The organism is Lachnospiraceae bacterium, from assembly GCA_025758065.1.
Classification (GTDB): Bacteria; Bacillota; Clostridia; order Lachnospirales; family Lachnospiraceae; genus Enterocloster.
Genome location: CP107199.1, coordinates 1,729,965 through 1,745,739, shown reverse-complemented (window position 1 = coordinate 1,745,739; position 15,775 = coordinate 1,729,965). Strand labels below are relative to the sequence as shown.

Annotated in this window: 18 protein-coding genes; 3 read left to right on the top strand and 15 right to left on the bottom strand. The window is 48.6% G+C overall.

What is annotated here, in order from left to right:
- Nucleotides 1–180 precede the first annotated feature (180 nt).
- The 10 genes from OGM16_08150 to OGM16_08105 form a co-directional block, all read right to left on the bottom strand.
- The gene (locus tag OGM16_08150) at nt 181–939 is read right to left on the bottom strand and encodes a hypothetical protein (protein UYJ48196.1); all 759 of its coding nucleotides are present in this window, start codon (nt 937–939) and stop codon (nt 181–183) included.
- The gene (locus tag OGM16_08145; GenBank protein ID UYJ48195.1) at nt 923–1,882 is read right to left on the bottom strand and encodes a MarR family transcriptional regulator; all 960 of its coding nucleotides are present in this window, start codon (nt 1,880–1,882) and stop codon (nt 923–925) included. Before OGM16_08145 ends, OGM16_08150 begins: the two co-directional genes overlap by 17 nt.
- Nucleotides 1,883–2,400: 518 nt before the next feature.
- On the bottom strand, nt 2,401–2,715 hold the full coding sequence (locus OGM16_08140) for a metalloregulator ArsR/SmtB family transcription factor (protein UYJ48194.1): 315 nt from the start codon (nt 2,713–2,715) through the stop codon (nt 2,401–2,403).
- Between the two features lie 37 nt (nt 2,716–2,752).
- Entirely contained in the window at nt 2,753–4,663 is a 1,911-nt protein-coding gene (locus OGM16_08135) for a heavy metal translocating P-type ATPase (GenBank protein ID UYJ48414.1), read from the bottom strand.
- 188 nt (nt 4,664–4,851) lie between these two features.
- Entirely contained in the window at nt 4,852–5,070 is a 219-nt protein-coding gene (locus OGM16_08130) for a cation transporter (protein UYJ48193.1), read from the bottom strand.
- Between the two features lie 337 nt (nt 5,071–5,407).
- Complete coding sequence (gene feoB, locus OGM16_08125) at nt 5,408–7,456, bottom strand: ferrous iron transport protein B (protein ID UYJ48192.1); 2,049 nt, start codon at nt 7,454–7,456, stop codon at nt 5,408–5,410.
- The gene (locus tag OGM16_08120) at nt 7,449–7,682 is read right to left on the bottom strand and encodes a ferrous iron transport protein A (GenBank protein ID UYJ48191.1); all 234 of its coding nucleotides are present in this window, start codon (nt 7,680–7,682) and stop codon (nt 7,449–7,451) included. Before OGM16_08120 ends, feoB begins: the two co-directional genes overlap by 8 nt.
- 197 nt (nt 7,683–7,879) lie before the next feature.
- Entirely contained in the window at nt 7,880–8,797 is a 918-nt protein-coding gene (locus tag OGM16_08115; GenBank protein UYJ48190.1) for a radical SAM mobile pair protein B, read from the bottom strand.
- On the bottom strand, nt 8,785–9,474 hold the full coding sequence (locus OGM16_08110) for a radical SAM mobile pair protein A (GenBank protein ID UYJ48189.1): 690 nt from the start codon (nt 9,472–9,474) through the stop codon (nt 8,785–8,787). Before OGM16_08110 ends, OGM16_08115 begins: the two co-directional genes overlap by 13 nt.
- Nucleotides 9,475–9,502: 28 nt before the next feature.
- Nucleotides 9,503–10,006 (bottom strand): flavin reductase family protein, encoded by a 504-nt coding sequence (locus OGM16_08105; GenBank protein ID UYJ48188.1) that lies wholly within the window; start codon nt 10,004–10,006, stop codon nt 9,503–9,505.
- Nucleotides 10,007–10,160: 154 nt separating this feature from the next.
- Here OGM16_08105 and OGM16_08100 point away from each other — a divergent pair, with 154 nt between their 5' ends.
- Nucleotides 10,161–10,514 carry a helix-turn-helix transcriptional regulator gene (locus tag OGM16_08100; protein ID UYJ48187.1) on the top strand — a complete coding sequence of 118 codons (354 nt, stop codon included), beginning with the start codon at nt 10,161–10,163 and terminating at the stop codon, nt 10,512–10,514.
- A gap of 176 nt (nt 10,515–10,690) precedes the next feature.
- Here OGM16_08100 and OGM16_08095 read toward each other — a convergent pair whose 3' ends face one another.
- From OGM16_08095 to OGM16_08075, 5 genes are read right to left on the bottom strand one after another with little or no spacing between them, the layout of a single operon-like run.
- Nucleotides 10,691–11,488 carry an MBL fold metallo-hydrolase gene (locus OGM16_08095; protein ID UYJ48186.1) on the bottom strand — a complete coding sequence of 266 codons (798 nt, stop codon included), beginning with the start codon at nt 11,486–11,488 and terminating at the stop codon, nt 10,691–10,693.
- A 44-nt stretch (nt 11,489–11,532) separates the two neighbouring features.
- Nucleotides 11,533–11,853: a TIGR04076 family protein gene (locus OGM16_08090; protein UYJ48185.1), complete on the bottom strand. Its 321-nt coding sequence runs from the start codon at nt 11,851–11,853 to the stop codon at nt 11,533–11,535.
- 21 nt (nt 11,854–11,874) lie between these two features.
- Nucleotides 11,875–12,711 carry an NAD-dependent protein deacetylase, SIR2 family gene (locus tag OGM16_08085; protein UYJ48184.1) on the bottom strand — a complete coding sequence of 279 codons (837 nt, stop codon included), beginning with the start codon at nt 12,709–12,711 and terminating at the stop codon, nt 11,875–11,877.
- A 17-nt stretch (nt 12,712–12,728) separates the two neighbouring features.
- Nucleotides 12,729–13,610, bottom strand: a complete 882-nt coding sequence (locus OGM16_08080) for an NAD-dependent protein deacetylase, SIR2 family (GenBank protein UYJ48183.1) — start codon at nt 13,608–13,610, stop codon at nt 12,729–12,731.
- Complete coding sequence (locus OGM16_08075) at nt 13,607–14,587, bottom strand: NAD-dependent protein deacetylase (GenBank protein UYJ48182.1); 981 nt, start codon at nt 14,585–14,587, stop codon at nt 13,607–13,609. Before OGM16_08075 ends, OGM16_08080 begins: the two co-directional genes overlap by 4 nt.
- A 127-nt stretch (nt 14,588–14,714) precedes the next feature.
- On the opposite strand from OGM16_08075, the gene OGM16_08070 reads away from it, so the two are divergent.
- The gene (locus tag OGM16_08070; GenBank protein ID UYJ48181.1) at nt 14,715–15,158 is read left to right on the top strand and encodes an Rrf2 family transcriptional regulator; all 444 of its coding nucleotides are present in this window, start codon (nt 14,715–14,717) and stop codon (nt 15,156–15,158) included.
- Nucleotides 15,159–15,402: 244 nt separating this feature from the next.
- Complete coding sequence (locus OGM16_08065; GenBank protein ID UYJ48180.1) at nt 15,403–15,765, top strand: CGGC domain-containing protein; 363 nt, start codon at nt 15,403–15,405, stop codon at nt 15,763–15,765.
- Nucleotides 15,766–15,775: the final 10 nt, after the last annotated feature.

Genomic DNA, 15,775 nt, shown 5'->3' with positions numbered 1-15,775 from the left:
CATCTTTCCTGGTGACCATTTGAGTCACGGCCAATGCATCAAAGTCCTTGTGCTGTGATGCAGAGCGTTTTCATGGTTTTCCTCATCTAAAAACAGTTTTTCCGTTTTTATTCTCTGATTGTTATTGGTCAAGTCAATCGAATCCTTACTGACACGCCCTTGTCTGTTCAAATATCTATATTAAAGTGTCTCGTACATTGCTTTTAATTCTTCCAGAATCTTCTCCTTTGTTCTGCCAACCAGCCCCAACTGTTTAATATCCAAGTTTTCTTTTTTCATACGCTGGACAAACTCTTGAATATCGGCATAAACTCCTTGGGGAGCCACTACCTTGGCGGTGGGATCAATCAACTCCGTCAGACGGAAAACATCATTCTTATGTTTCTTGATATTTTTGCTATCAACGTGTTCTCCTGCGGCCTTACGATCTGTCAAATCCATCCACGCTTTTGCCTTAAACGGAATCAAATATGCCGCATCCAAGACAGTCACTCCATCAACGGTGACTTTCCCCTGCTTCAAAAATTCATAGTAATCATCGTCCAAAAGAATAGCAGACAGACTCGAAATATCTTCGTCCATCGGTAACGGTGTTAGCACTGCATCTTCTGGAAGTTGGATGGCATCCAGCTTTCGCGTGAAAAGTTCAATCATTGCAGGATACTGATTTGTAATTGGGTGACTAAAGCGATAGAACTGCGGCACACCCGAACTTTTGTTGCAATGCTCATATCCCGCCTGTTTTACATATTCCCAAAATTTCTTTCCGAAATTTGCGTCAACTGCTTCTATAATCAAAACAAGGTCAATATCCTTTGTCGCACGGAAGTCCAGTCCCTCCTCCGTCATCAGAATGTCACACGCAGTTCCACCAATGATAGCATATTGTTCTTCACTGCCCTTGAACCATTCCTTAAAGCTATCAATTCCTGTAACCATCTATCTTCCTCCACAGTTCATTCAACATTTCTTCTACTGCTTCTTCAACCCGTTCATCTGCATCTTCTCTCAATGCCAATGCCAGCGAAAGCTCATCTACAATGTTTCGCGTGGACAATTTTCGTGGATTGTATCTCCACATCTCTACGGCCACTTGCACCAACGAATTCTGCAAGCTATTGGTCATAACATCTTTCCATTGAGAGATTCTTTCTGCCGCATAACATCTGACATTCGGTGTGTTCAGCATAGAATACTCTGCCAACGCCGAATATCCACTTTCCAACAGCTCTGTTCCCAGCAATTCTTTCGGAATATAAACCGTTCGTTTTATTGGATTCAGCAACTTATCTCCTGCTTTTTGGAACAGTGTTTTCGGAGAATCCTCAGATTGCATGATCCTCTGCACACCGACTTTTCTGATATGCAGCAATCCCATTTCTTCAAGCTGTCTTGATGCCCTTGATATAGAAGTAGGTGTCAGTTCCAAGTCTTTCGCAGCTTGACTTGTAGATAATTCCTGTGCGCCTCCATAAATGAAATGCAGTAGAAGCATCTGCGCCGATGGAAGTATTTCTTCCCTTGTCTTTTTTTCGGCGCTGCACCGTTCCTGCAAATACACTGCCATAAAGGGCAAATAAATTTGCTTTCCATCTACAATAAATGGAATCTTCTCACGAATCAAATATTCTTTCTGGCGAAAGCCAAGTTCTTTTAGCACCAGCACAACAGGCAAGTTCTCATTTTTCTGTATCCGAGCAATATGTTTTTTCAGTACTTCAATCTGCTCCAGTTCTGTCTTAGGATAAAGAAAAATCATCTTCTGTTCATTCATTGACACCATCTGTAAACGGTACCTTGTGGCTATAAAATTGGGCAAATGCTTAAACTCTACATCCTCATAGGTAACCTTGACTCCCAGAACTTTATCGAGATATTCCATGTCATCACCTGCAATCTTAACTCTTTTTCTGTATTATAACTCTTTTTGAGTTAAGATGCAATATTTGAGTTAAGAGTAGTTAAAAACCAACATTATTAAAAATTTTTTTTACAAAAAAAGCCGATGCAACATGAGCATTACACCCACACTGCACCGGACATTCCATCATCAACTGCTCTGCCTATTTTCTTCTTCCTTCTGCACTTCCTGCTCAAGCAGCTGCTCTTTTTTCTACTCGTCCCCTTTCAGGATTTCCTGCACAGTCTCCTGTGCTCCAGGCCAATCCTGCATTTCCGATTTGATTTTCTCTTAGAAATCCCCCGTACACCTTATACTGATCAAAGAGCCATTCCCCAGAACATTGTTCATCACTTATTCTCCAAGGGTTGCTCCATCTTCTTTCCATTCTCGCATACAAACCCATGATATCATATTTACATGGAAATCACCTACTGGACGACGGCTTTTTCTTTTGCCGTCGTCCGGCAGGTGATTAAAATTATTTGTTTTTCTCCCTACTAACTAGCGAATTCTTTAATATGTTCATATCCCTGAAAGATAATTGAGCGAACATGGTCATCTTTTAGAACATAGTAAATAGCCTTTCCACTCCTGCGCCAGCGAACCAAACCGTTCATGCGTAAAATTTGGATATGGTGAGAAACAGCAGACTCTGACATATTGAGCCTGGCAGCTACTTCAGTGACACACGCCTCTGAGGAACCGATCTGAAACAGAACCTTCATACGGGAAGGGGCCCCCAGAACCTTAAACAACTGTGTCAGGTTTTCCAGTTCCCGCCCTTGCGGTTCACGAGGCCAAGAATCATTCATTGGGGGCCTCCTTTCTGTTTTCGTTTATTTCTGAACTTTAAAGATTTTTCACAAACAGTGCCCGGATAGCATTGAGGACGGCGATGATCATTACGCCCACATCCGCGAACACGGCCAGCCACATATTGGCGAAACCCAGCGCAATCAGTACGAGGCAGGCCAGTTTTACGCCGATGGCCACCACGATGTTCTGATAGACGATGCCAAGGCACTTGCGGGAGATTTTGATTGCTTTGGAAATTTGCATTGGGTCGTCATCCATCAGTACTACATCCGCAGCTTCAATGGCAGCGTCAGAACCCATAGCGCCCATAGCAATGCCGATGTCTGCCCGGCGAAGCACCGGGGCATCGTTGATGCCATCTCCTACGAAAGCCAGCTTTTCCTTTTCCGATTTGATCTGAATTAGCTCTTCTACTTTCTCTACCTTATCAGCAGGGAGCAGTTCGCTGTAGACCTCATTCAAGCCAAGAGCGGAGGCTACACTGTCAACCACCTTCTTGGCGTCACCAGTAAGCATCACAGTCTTGCGAACCCCAGCCGACTTTAATGCCCGGATGGCTTCCTTGGAGTGAGGCTTCACGATGTCGGAAATAACAATGTGTCCGGCATATTTCCCGTCAATCGCCATGTGAATGATGGTGCCTACGCTGTGGCACGGAATAGATTGAACGCCCAGACGATTCATGAGCTTGTCGTTACCAGCTGCCACCTGATGACCGTCCACTGTGGCGATCACGCCGTTGCCGCTGAGCTCCTGAATATTGGTTACACGGCTGCGGTCGATTTCCATACCGTAGGCTTTCTGTAAACTCTTGCTGATGGGATGGCTGGAAGCACTCTCTGCCAGGGCCGCGTACTCCACCAGCTTGCGTTCGTCCATCTCGTTGTGGTAGATGGCGTTGACCTCGAACACGCCCTGGGTCAGAGTACCGGTCTTGTCAAAGACCACGATCTTAGCCTGTGACAGGGTTTCCAGATAGTTGGACCCCTTCACCAGAACGCCCGCCTTACTGGCTCCGCCAATTCCTGCAAAGAAAGACAGAGGAATGGAGATGACCAAAGCGCAGGGGCAGCTGGCAACGAGGAAGGTCAGCGCACGATAGATCCAGGTCTCCCAGCCTGCATCCAGCCCCATACCGAACATCCGCACCAAAGGAGGCAGAATTGCCAAGGCCAGTGCGGCATAACATACCGCAGGGGTGTAAATTTTTGCGAAGCGGGAGATAAAGTCCTCCGACTTGGACTTCCGGGAGGAAGCATTCTCCACCAGATCCAGAATCTTGGAGACAGTGGACTCGCCAAATTCCTTGGTGGTCTGGATATGGAGCAAGCCTGTCATATTGATACAGCCAGAGATGATCTCATCCCCGGTTTTGACCTCGCGGGGCAAGCTCTCGCCTGTGAGCGCGGCGGTGTTCAACGTCGATTCACCTTGAACCACCATACCGTCAATAGGAACTTTTTCGCCAGGCTGTACCACAATAATGGTGCCGATCCCCACTTCGTCCGGGTCCACCTGTTCCAGTTTGCCATCCCGTTCGATATTGGCATAATCAGGACGGATGTCCATCAGATCACTGATATTCCGGCGGCTCTTGCCCACAGCATAAGACTGGAACCATTCACCTACCTGGTAGAACAGCATAACCGCGATGGCCTCCAGATAGTCGCCGTTTTCATATATGGCCAGGGCAAGCGCACCCAGCGTAGCCACCGCCATCAGAAAGTGCTCATCGAACACCTGACCGTTGCGGATACCTTTTCCGGCTTTTCCCAGAATGTCGTAGCCAATGACCAGATAATCCACCAGGAACACAGCCAGACGTACCCAGCGGCCTGCCGCGCCAAACACTTCAAATGCGCCTGCGCCCAGGACCTGCAAAATCAACAGTAGAACCGTAGCAGTCAGAATCCGCCACAACATCACTTTTTGTTTTTTGGTCATACCGGCGGAGGGCCGCGTGCCGATGATCTGAAGGATCACGGCCAGCAGAGCCACCACGACCAGCAGACCGTTGATGATATACTCCTGCATTTCGTTTTACCTCTTTCACGATTGCTTATTCGTTTATTTGTCTAAGAGAAAGAACGCCCTGCAAGCTGCCGCTCAACAGGGCATTTCGTTTCGCTGGCTTACAGGAAGATCTCGCAATCGGGTTCCACCTTCTTGCAGGCTTTGCGAACCTCCTGCATAACAGCCTTGGGGTCCTGACCTTCCTCGAACTCCACGTTCATCTTGAGGGTCATAAAATTCACCGTAGCGCTCTGTACGCCGCTGGTCTTGCGGGCTGCATCCTCCATCAGGTTGGCGCAGTTAGCGCAATCCACATCGATTTTGTAAGTCTTTTTCATTTTGAAAATCTCCTCTCTTAATTTGTTCCTGTTGTCAGAACAATTAAATCATCGTTTAATTGTATCTTCATCATACGCAGGAAAACCGTCCTCGTCAACGGTTTGAACCTATATCCTGCTATTCGGGAAAAGGGTTCTTCTGTTTGGGCAAAATGCAGCTTTTATCGGCACATTCCAGTACCCTGATAAGGGCAACCTGCGCACTTCCCGCGATTTTCTTTTCGGCGTTTTACCATGCGTCTCAAAGACCAGATACAATATACCGCCAATACAATGAGTAAAATCAAAGATGCCATATAAACCTCCTCCATTTGGACTCTTTGCAAAAATAGCTTGCTTAAAGCACTACAAAAGATCCAATCTGGTACACTACAAAAGTGACAATCCACGCCACCAATAACTGGAAAATGGCGGTAAAACCCATCCATGCCCAACTTCCCGATTCCTTGCGGATAGTAGCCAGAGCCGCCGCACAGGGAATATAGAGCAGGCAGAACACCATCAGGCAGAAGGCATTGAGAGGCCCGAAGCCGATACCGTTCAATGCAGATGCAAAAGCACTCATCCCCTCTGGCGAGCTGGCGTTGACAATGCCGAACAACACAGCACAGCTGGACACCACCACTTCCTTGGCGGAGACACCGGCAATCAGAGCCACGGCAATCTGCCAGAAGCCCAAGCCAATGGGGGCAAAGAAGGGAACCAGGCACTTACCAATTATAGCCCCGAAACTCTGTGCCATGTCCGGGGAATAGCCATGGGGGCCAAAGTTCAGCAGGAGCCAAATCGCCAGCGTAGCAATAAAAATCGTAGTGCCTGCCTTTTCCAGATAATCCTTGATCTTCTCCCACACATAGATGGCCACCGTCCGGGAATCGGGCAGCTTATACTCCGGCAGTTCGATCATCAGGTAATTGACGCTCTTTTTCCGATTCAGAAGGTGGATGACGGCGGACACCACAATGGCAACCACAATGCCAATCAGGTACATGGAGTAAGCCATCAGCATGGCGTTGTCTCCGAAAAACATCTCGGAGAACAAGATGTAGATGGTCAGCCGGGCGTTGCAGCTCATAAATAGCGTTACCAGCATGACCTTGAAGCGGTCCCGCTTGCTTTCCAGCGCACGGGAAGCCATGATGGCGGGAACCGTACAGCCAAATCCCAGTAGCATGGGAATGAAGGCTTTGCCGGAAAGCCCCAGCTTGCTCATGATGCCCTCCATCACATAGGCCACACGGGCCATATAACCGCTGTCCTCCAGTAGTGCCAAACACAAAAAAAGAATCAAAATATTAGGCAGAAATGTGACAATGGTGCCCACGCCGCCGATGATACCGTCCACCATCAGCGAGGTGAGGATTGTCCCGGCGTGAACTGCCGTCAGACCACTTTGCGCCACGCCGGAAAGCCAGTCAATGCCCAGCTCAAAATATCCCTTGATCCAGTCGCCAATGGTAAAGGTCAAAAAGAAGGTAACGGCCATGATTACCAGAAAGATGGGGATACTCCACACTTTGCTGGTGAGCAGCTTGTCCGCCCGCTCGGTGAGCAGATCCTGCCGTTCCTTGTGGAGCAGGACTTCACCGATGATTTCCCCGATGAAGTCATATTTCTGGTTGATGATGTCCGACTCGTAGCTGCGATCCAGCACCTGGGGAAGGTTCACCGGGTACTTCTCCGTGATCTCCTTATCCTCCTCCAGCAGCTTCAGCGCATGCCAGCGGTAGTTCGTCAGACCTGGATAACGACGCTTCAGCTCCGGCATGATCTGGTCGATCTTGTCCTCGATCTCATCGGAATAGACCATGGCATACTCTGAGTGGTGATCGTGCCGGTGTTTGGAGCGGACCTTATGGTGGTGGATCAAACAGTCCGGGTCGGTGCAATCCTTGTGGTGGGCGGCGGCATGGAGCAGAATATCCAGCCCACGGCGCTGACGGGCGGAGACCGGGATTACCGGGATGCCCAGCATCTCCGGCAGACGGTACAGGTCGATCTCCATGCCCCGCTTTTCCACAATGTCCATCATGTTCAGAGCCAGCACCACTGGCTTGCCCAGCTCCAGCAGTTGCAAGGTCAGATAGAGACTGCGTTCCAGTGCGGAGGCATCCGCCACATTGATGATGACATCCACCTCATCGCTGAGGATAAACTGCCGGGAGACGGTTTCCTCCATGGTATAGGAGGTCAGGCTGTAGGTGCCGGGTAAGTCTACCAGATGGATGGTAAGGTCGTGGTCCTTCATGACGCCCTCCACCTTCTCCACGGTCACGCCCGGCCAGTTGGCCACTTTCAGGTTGGCCCCGGTATAGGCGTTGAACAGGGTGGTCTTGCCGCAGTTCGGGTTGCCGATAAATCCAATGGTCATTTCCTGTTCACTCATGCACGTCACCTTCTTCCACTGTAATATTTTTGGTAATGTTATACCCCAAGGCAAACCGGGTGCCCCGCAGTTTAATAATCAAAATTCCCTTTCCTTTTCGGTTCAGCACAGAGATGGCGGTCTGACGGGTCATGCCCAAAGTCTCCAAACGCCGCTCAAGCTGAAAGGGAAGATGAATGGACTTTACGGTATAAGCCCGTCCAATCTTCGCATCCTTCAAAAGCATCTTTCTCACCTCTCAATATCAATAAACAATCATTTAATCGTTCTGTCTACATTGTAGAGCGGGGAAAATCGAAAAACAATAGACGGAGTACAAGTCCTTCCAAGAGGGATAAGAAAATTTCTGAATGGGTAAACAGTGCTAAAAAAGGTTCTGACATTGAAGCACAGCTCCATGTCAGAACCCATTTATTTCACAAATTATTTTTTGGTGTTGCGTCGCCCGGTGTTTTCCGAGCCACGAACTTCCTCATGGTAAAAGTAATCCACAATGACCGGGTGCCCAGGCTCTGCTCGTCCGTAGGGCAGCTCGTTGTCCACGAAGGGACAGCTGTTTTCTTGTGCCAGCCGTTCCGCTTGATCCTCCAAACCACGGAAGTAGCTTCTGTCTCCCTTATTGTAGATAGCATCGTACAGCGGAACCAAGTCAGGATATTTTTTACAAATATAGTCCATGATGTCTTTTTTGAATCCGCCTCGCAGGTTTAGATTTTCTAACCATATCAGGTCGCATTGATTTCTGACCTGATGGAAGATAGCCTCAAAATCCGTGACATCCGGAAAGACAGGGGCAATAAAGCAGACGGTGCGAATGCCCGCATCATAGATCTGCTTCATGGCATCCAGCCGCCGCTTGATGCTGACGGCATCGTCCATATCATTTTTAAAGCCTTCGTCCAATGTATTGATCGACCAAGAAACCGTGACCTTTCCCAATTTTTTCAGAAGGTCAATGTCACGGATTACCAAGTCTGACTTGGTACAGATGAGAATTTCTGCCTCACTGCCCCGGAGCTGTTCAAGAAGCTTACGGGTGTTCTGAAACTGAGCCTCCTGGGGCAGATAGCCATCGGTCACTGAACCGATGACTACGCGCTGCCCTTTGTATTTTTGCGGATTTTTGATTGCTGGCCAATGTTTCACATCCAGGAATGTCCCCCACGGTTCGGTGTGCCCGGTAAATCGCTTCATAAACGAGGCGTAGCAGTATTTGCAGCCATGGGTACATCCCACATAAGGATTGACGGAATAGCCTCCCACCGGCAGGGCGGATTTTGTCATAATATTTTTGGTTTCTACATCCTGAATCAGAATGCTGCTCTCTTTTACTTCCGCCATGTCTTCTGTTCCTCCAATACCCGGTAAAAAGCCGGGGGAAATTCTTGTACCATCTGTGCCTCTCCCATGATAGGAAGCAGATCTTCCTTCATAAATACAGGGATGCCAAGCGCATGGGCCTGATGTGTCAGGTTCCACACCCATTCCGGTTTCGATACGGCTTTGCCCTTCCTATGTCCGGTCTCAGTCCCAATGACGATCCACTCAATTCCGGTAAGGTCTACCATGCCAACCTCATCAAACATAGGTTCAAAGGTCACATGATAGTGTCCGCCATGGATATGCTCCCGCAAAGTCCGGATACGGTTTTTTTCTTTGCTGGAGGTAACAGATACACCAAACCAAGCATTCTCCAGGGTCGTGGAAAACACAATATCCTCCGGTCGCTTGGTCAAAAACAGATATTGGTGCTGCGGATTCTCAGTCATCTTGGCAAATACCTGTTCCCGCCACTCTGTCTTCCAGTGGGAAAAATCGCTCATGCCGGTGAGCAGAAAAGTCTGTGGGCGCTTTTTCTCCATCAGCCGCAGCTTATTTGGAAAAAACTCTGGCTTTTCAAAGTCGTCGGTCATGTGAAACCGGCGGACATTATTTCTGGCGTAGCAGTAGCTGCAACCGATCGTACAGCCGATCACCAGATTCATGTTTTGAATACAGTCTTTAATACAAACAGCCACCGCTGATGCCTCCTTACCGTTTTAAGATTCAGCCTTCTGCCGCAGGTGCAACTTTCCCGAAGCCGTTCCAGGCATACAGCCCCTTCTTCTTCTCATCGCCCAGGAACTTGTCCACCTGACAGATGTGCAGGATATGGTCGCCCACCTCCACCGACTGCTGCAAGGTAGCCACCATCGCCAGCCGGGTGTCCGCCGGAATCTGGATGTCGCTGCCCTCCACAGCCATCATCTCGATGTTGTTGGCGGCCACCTTGTCGGTCTCGGCACCGGTAGACGCTCCGCAGGCCATTACTGTGCCAGCCAGACTCTCACCGGGAACAGTGACGATGACTTTGCCGGTCTCACGCACACGCTTGCCGGTGTGGGACTGTTTGCCAGTGGCGAAGCCCACCATAGGCGGATTGAAGGAGAGGTAAGACACAAAGCAAATGGGAGCCAGGTTCGTAGAACCATCCTCCTTTTTAGAGCAGATCAGTGTCAGCGGATTGGGGGAGGTCAGAACAGTAGCCTCCATAATGTTCAGTTCTTTCATAAAATTCAGACCTTTCTAAGAAATTTCAGTCGTTGACTGCACGGCCAACCGGTGATATATTTATTATATCTGATAGCAATTTTCGTTCAAGTACGCAAATTATTTGTACCTGGTATCAAAAAATATACTGCAAAAGACGAGGAAAGCTCCAATTATGACTTATGAAGAATTCAAAGAAAAGGTTGACAGTGTCATTCTAACTGGCGAGGGAAACTGCCCGGTCACGCCGGTGGTTCAAATGCTGCAGGGCAAATGGAAGCTCCAAATTCTCTATGAACTATGCATCAAGTGTCCCATGCGGTTTGGGGAACTGAAAAAGATGCTAAAGCCAATTACAAATACGGCGCTGACAAATGCCCTCAAAGAGTTGGAAGCCGATGATTTAATACAACGAATCCAGTACAATGAGATGCCCTTGCGGGTGGAATATTTCCTTACTGAGAAAGGTCGTGACCTGCTGCCGGTCTTTTACGCCATTTCCCAATGGGGAATGAAATATATACCATGATTCTAACTATATTAATATCTGCATGATAACAGCCGGGAGGCATTGACAATTTGAGTCAACTTCCCGGCTATTGTTTTTTTCATTGACAGCTGGAGTTCCATTGTCAATGGCGTTTGCTTTACATTATTTTACGGAAAATATTTTATCACTTGACAAGCAAGGATGCAAACTGTGTTTTAAAACGACAAAGTTTCACCGTCGGCAGGGATCTTCACTCGAGAGAGAAGATTCTGTGATTCCAACTGCTCACTTAAAGAAGTGCGAGAAAGAGAAGCATGTGCCACATTATCCATATGACTGATAATAATATCGGCTTCTGGAGCGTGTGTGATTACTTGTGCCACATCTTCAGCATCCATAATCAGTCTGCCAAAATCAACAAGCTCCGCAGCACAAGCATTTAGTATGATAACATCAGGCTGAAACCGTCTCAAGTTTTCCTCTACCTGTTCATACCAAACGGTATCACCGGCAAGATAAAGTGTTTTTTCCTCTCCTTCCATCATAAACCCCATGGCAGAACCACAGGGAATCGTCACGCCATGTCGTGCCGGTACATTTGTCACGGTTATTTCTCCAATCGAAAGACCAGACTTCGGCAAGATTCTTACATCTTTAAATCTCGACCGAACAAAAACCTGCGCATCTTCGTTGTTCTGTACCAGCACGGGTGTTTCCTTGTTTAACATATTCCCAACTGTTCCGTCCATCTCCATATCAATATGATCCGGATGGATATGAGTAACAATATAATAGTCCACATCTGCAAGAATTTCATCAACCGTTGTGGGAAGCGGACAAATGGGCATGGAAATGAATGTTTTCTGAGAATCCGGCGTTTTAAAGGGAATGGATTCGGGAAGTCTGGCAAAGCAACCAAAACCGTCCTTGGGGGCGAGCCACGGATCGACTAAAAAAATCTTCCCCCCATAGTGAATTTTAATGGTTGCATTTCGTATCTGTCGAATTTGCATAATTTACCCTCCTGTTTAAATTTTTAATATCAAAATTGTATTCTTTACTCTGCCTCTAAGAGAAAAATGACCGGCCGAATTCCGTCTGGACAAGCGAACACGCCAATCGTATCATCATTCAGCCAAGTACCAGATGGCTGAACTAATTCCCCCGAAGATAGCTGACATGCCATGGGAGCAATCACCTGCCAAGCAACGCCACACATTCCATCCGGCGGATGGATGCCATCGCTGTATAGCACTTGACCTTTCTGATGAAAAGGACACTTCCCCAAATTAGGAATTGCATACTGTTCTGCCAGTTCTTGATAATATTCCGTCCGCAGCACGGTGATTTTAACTTTCTTATGCATTTGTATAGTCATTTTGCACTTGCTCCGAAATCGTCATGCCTCGCACGCCTCACGGAGAGCAGGCAGCAGCTCATCCAGCCGCCCGTCCAGTCCGAAGGACTTCTCTTTGATATTGTCCGCAATGTAGATTTCCCCCAGATTGATGGTCACATAAGTGGCGTTTGGCTCGCTGGCCACCAGGCGCATCATCGGAGCCTTGATCAGCTGATTGCGCCAGCCAATGCCCAGCTCCAGAACTACCAGTTTCTTCCCGTGGTAGATTTTCAGAAAGTTTTGGAACCGTGCCTGGGCAGCGGTATCCGGAATCATTCTCTGACCTGCGCCCATGTGGATGTCCATGGGACCTCCGCACTTGGGACAACGCGGCACCAACTCTGTAGGCACATGGCCGCCCTGTTCAGCAGCCGATAATTTTTCGGCCACCTCTAAACTTGAATAGAAGGTGTCGTGGCAGGGGCGGGCACACTGCATCGTAAACCAGTTGCCCTCAATCTCATAGATTTTCGTCGGATCGAAGCCGCACAGTTCAAAGTGACCTTCTCCGTTTGATGTGACGACAAAGTAATCTTTTTCTCCCACAATGGCCTTCAAATCGTTCATCACCGGCGTAGGCTGATACTGCCCGCAGTAATGATGGATGAGACGGGCCCAGAAGGCCCACTTTTCCTCCTCGCTGGGCCATCCGGCCATCATGCCCTGCAAAATACAACGTAAGCCGTATTTTTGTTTGAAATCCCCAAACAATTCATCAAAGGCTGCATTGTCCGCAAACAAACGCAGTCCTTCGGTGATGGATAGGCCGTTACTGGCCCCGATCAGGATAGCATCCGCTTCTCTGAATTTTTCCGCAATAGGGTTCCAATCAATCATATTCGTTCGCTCCTTTTCTATTTTATGGTTGCTGCGATGGATCGCTCCTGCCGGAGGGCAGCTAGAGTTTCCGCCAAATCTCCTTGCAGATACAGGCTGCGTCCCCTCAGATGCTCTGGCCTATGAGCTGCCTCTCGATTAAGGCATGCATAAAAGACGTTTTCGTTTTTGGCAGTAAGTTCCCAGAAGGGCAATTTGATGATACTGGGTGTCATCTCACCCACGCCAAGTTCCAACAGCAGGACTTTTTTGTCGGACTGATCCATTATCCAGTGCCGCAGGAATCTATGGTAGCGATGCAGACTATCCTGCCAGAAGGTTCCCTCCAGAAAGGTATCATCTCGTACCCAGGGCACCAGCACTCGCCCGCAATCCGGGCAACGGGGAACAGCCTCCTCCGGCAGGCGAACACCTACCAAGCAACCAGTCAGTTCCTTCACCAGTTCGCAGTTTTCCCCAATATCATCCCGGCAGGGCTGACTGCATTGGCAGTAGCTAAAGTCTCCCTGAAAGGCGCAAATTTGTTTCTGGGGAAATACTCGAAAAAACTGCTGATCCACATTGGTAGTCAGAACAAAAGCAGGTTTGTCCGCAATAAGCGCCTGCAGGTCCAGATAGGGCTGCCCAGTAGGGGCTTCCCACATGAAGCGGATATATTGACTGTAATACCCCCACTGTTCCCCATAGCTGGAAAAGCAATGGTAGAATCCAGCCAGCGGAGAGGTAAAGCCATACTGTTCGCGAAAGGGAGCCAATGCCTCCGAAAGTGCCGGGGACCAATGGTAGTGGTCGTATCCAGCCGCGCTTGACAGGCCGGAGCCGCCTCCGATCACAACGGCATCTGCTTGATCAATACGCTCGGCAAGTTCCTGAAGCACCGTTTGGTTTCCAACCCTCATTGATCGTTATCTCCGCTGCCCATGGTGTCCCGTGCATCCCGTAACACTTGAGCAATGTCGGCCACAATGGTCATGCCCTTGTCCGCCAACTGCTTGGGCAGGAAGTCATACTTATCGTTGATAGCAATATATCGAGCATGGGGAAATCTGAGGGTCAGGTTCCAGAAAGGCTCTTGGATAAACATGGGAGTCATTCGGCCAACGCCCAGCTCCAGGAACAGAATTTTGCTGTCTTTGTGTTCCAGTACGTAGCGAGAAATTTTTTCGTACTGTTCTTCGTATTTCTTTCCTTGCAGGAAATTCCCATATCCTCGCACCCAGGGGAATGCCTCACCGCCGCAGTGGGGGCACCGGGGAATGAGATCCGTAGGAATCTTCGTGCCATCCCCCATAGCGGCTACCATATCAGCCACCGGCTTTACCGCATCCCAGGTGTCATCGGTACAACAGGCGGCACACTGGAAGAAGCGGTGATCCCCCTGGATCTCCGCCACCTTCTCCTCCGGGTAGAGTTTGACAAACTGGGTATCCTGATTAGTGGTGAGGATGAAGAAGTCCTTGCCTTTCAGCAAAGCGTCTAAATCCAAATAGGAATGACGCACAGGTGCGGTCTGGGTGGTGTGAAGGAAGGTGGCGAGATACCCCCAATACTCTTCCCTTGTCTTCCAGGGGTGCATCATCCCTGCAAAAGCACCTTTGAAGTGGTATTTCTCGGCAAAAGGTCGGAAGTATTTGCGGTAGGAGTCGTTGTCCTCGTAGTAAAAATCTCCGCCACCGGCAGCAGACAGGCCGGAGGCCCCTCCCACTACCACACAATCAGCTTCCTTTACCTCCTGTACCAAACGATGGATCTGTTCGCTATACGGCAGCGGCTTTTTGTCAGTCAGCTGATAAGGCGTACTGCCGGAAGCATAGATAGGATAGTGCCTGGAGTAATTCATCTGGGTCTGCATGACCAAATCATCATAGAAGTTCATTTTCACCATTCCTTTCGAGTTGGTGTTATTTTTATTCTTACTTCAAATCATCTTAGCATCCTCTTGCATCGCTGTCAATATGCTGTTATAATAAAAATAACATCAAAGCAAAAAAGGAGATCCGTCCATGAAATATCCAACCCGCCTTAGCGATGCTGTTCATATTCTGGCTTTTATCGCTCTGTACCCAGACTGCGACCTGACCAGTAACAAGCTGGCAGAGAGCGTTCAGACGAATCCTGCCTATGTGCGCCAGCTCATGTCCGCCTTGCGGAAGGGAGGACTGCTGGTCAGCGTGAAGGGACATCCCCGACCCGCTCTGGCTCGTGAGCCGGAGAAAATCACTCTGCTGGATGCCTATCGGGCCGTAGAGGGCAACAAGCCCCTGCTCCATCAGGACATCCACACCAACCCCGCTTGTGGCGTGGGTGTAAATATCCAACTGGTGCTGCGGGATTTTTACTTGGACATTCAAAAAACAGCGGAACAAAGAATGCAAGAAATTACACTGAAAGATGTACTGGAACAATATCACATGAAGTTAGAAGGGACGCTCTTGCAGCGTTTATGACGGATTGATTTTCAGAAACTCTTACATTTGGGACAAAAATTCTTCTAAACGGGAAATACAGAACCTTCTTGCGGGGCTATACTGAGAACCGGAGAGACCTATACCCCATATTTTGTGAATGATTAAAGAGGATCGCTACTGCGAGGACATTTCCATCCAGCTGTTGGAAAAGCTGGTTACATAATAATAGACAATGGATCGGCCAAATCTGAATGCCAGGCCCTAAATTAAGGAGGAAACTAATATGAAACTTGGCATTATTCGTTGTATGCAGACAGAGGATTACTGCCCCGGAAGCCGGGATTTTCGGACAATCCGAGAGAGAAAAGGCGCTTTTATGGGAGAGGATGATATTCAGTTAGTGGGCTTCATCAACTGCGGTGGCTGCCCCGGAAAAAAAGCGGTGCTGCGGGCCCGTTCTCTGGTAGAACAGGACGCTGACACCATTGCTTTTGCTTCTTGCATCAGCAAAGGGACTCCCATTGGTTACCCCTGTCCTTTTGCTAAGCGTATGCGGGAGCTGGTGCAGAAAGAGGTAGGCGATGGTGTCCGTATCTTGGATTACACCCATGACGCTGGCCCTGAACCAGAAACATCTCAAAAGTAAAGTTTCTTTT

Coding starts and splice junctions, on each gene's coding strand:
- OGM16_08150 (UYJ48196.1), bottom strand. CDS start 939: ATGGTTACAGGAATTGATAGCTTTAAGGAATGGTTCAAGGGCAGTGAA.
- OGM16_08145 (UYJ48195.1), bottom strand. CDS start 1,882: ATGGAATATCTCGATAAAGTTCTGGGAGTCAAGGTTACCTATGAGGAT.
- OGM16_08140 (UYJ48194.1), bottom strand. CDS start 2,715: ATGAATGATTCTTGGCCTCGTGAACCGCAAGGGCGGGAACTGGAAAAC.
- OGM16_08135 (UYJ48414.1), bottom strand. CDS start 4,663: ATGACCAAAAAACAAAAAGTGATGTTGTGGCGGATTCTGACTGCTACG.
- OGM16_08130 (UYJ48193.1), bottom strand. CDS start 5,070: ATGAAAAAGACTTACAAAATCGATGTGGATTGCGCTAACTGCGCCAAC.
- feoB (UYJ48192.1), bottom strand. CDS start 7,456: ATGAGTGAACAGGAAATGACCATTGGATTTATCGGCAACCCGAACTGC.
- OGM16_08120 (UYJ48191.1), bottom strand. CDS start 7,682: ATGCTTTTGAAGGATGCGAAGATTGGACGGGCTTATACCGTAAAGTCC.
- OGM16_08115 (UYJ48190.1), bottom strand. CDS start 8,797: ATGGCGGAAGTAAAAGAGAGCAGCATTCTGATTCAGGATGTAGAAACC.
- OGM16_08105 (UYJ48188.1), bottom strand. CDS start 10,006: ATGAAAGAACTGAACATTATGGAGGCTACTGTTCTGACCTCCCCCAAT.
- OGM16_08100 (UYJ48187.1), top strand. CDS start 10,161: ATGACTTATGAAGAATTCAAAGAAAAGGTTGACAGTGTCATTCTAACT.
- OGM16_08095 (UYJ48186.1), bottom strand. CDS start 11,488: ATGCAAATTCGACAGATACGAAATGCAACCATTAAAATTCACTATGGG.
- OGM16_08090 (UYJ48185.1), bottom strand. CDS start 11,853: ATGACTATACAAATGCATAAGAAAGTTAAAATCACCGTGCTGCGGACG.
- OGM16_08085 (UYJ48184.1), bottom strand. CDS start 12,711: ATGATTGATTGGAACCCTATTGCGGAAAAATTCAGAGAAGCGGATGCT.
- OGM16_08080 (UYJ48183.1), bottom strand. CDS start 13,610: ATGAGGGTTGGAAACCAAACGGTGCTTCAGGAACTTGCCGAGCGTATT.
- OGM16_08075 (UYJ48182.1), bottom strand. CDS start 14,587: ATGAACTTCTATGATGATTTGGTCATGCAGACCCAGATGAATTACTCC.
- OGM16_08070 (UYJ48181.1), top strand. CDS start 14,715: ATGAAATATCCAACCCGCCTTAGCGATGCTGTTCATATTCTGGCTTTT.
- OGM16_08065 (UYJ48180.1), top strand. CDS start 15,403: ATGAAACTTGGCATTATTCGTTGTATGCAGACAGAGGATTACTGCCCC.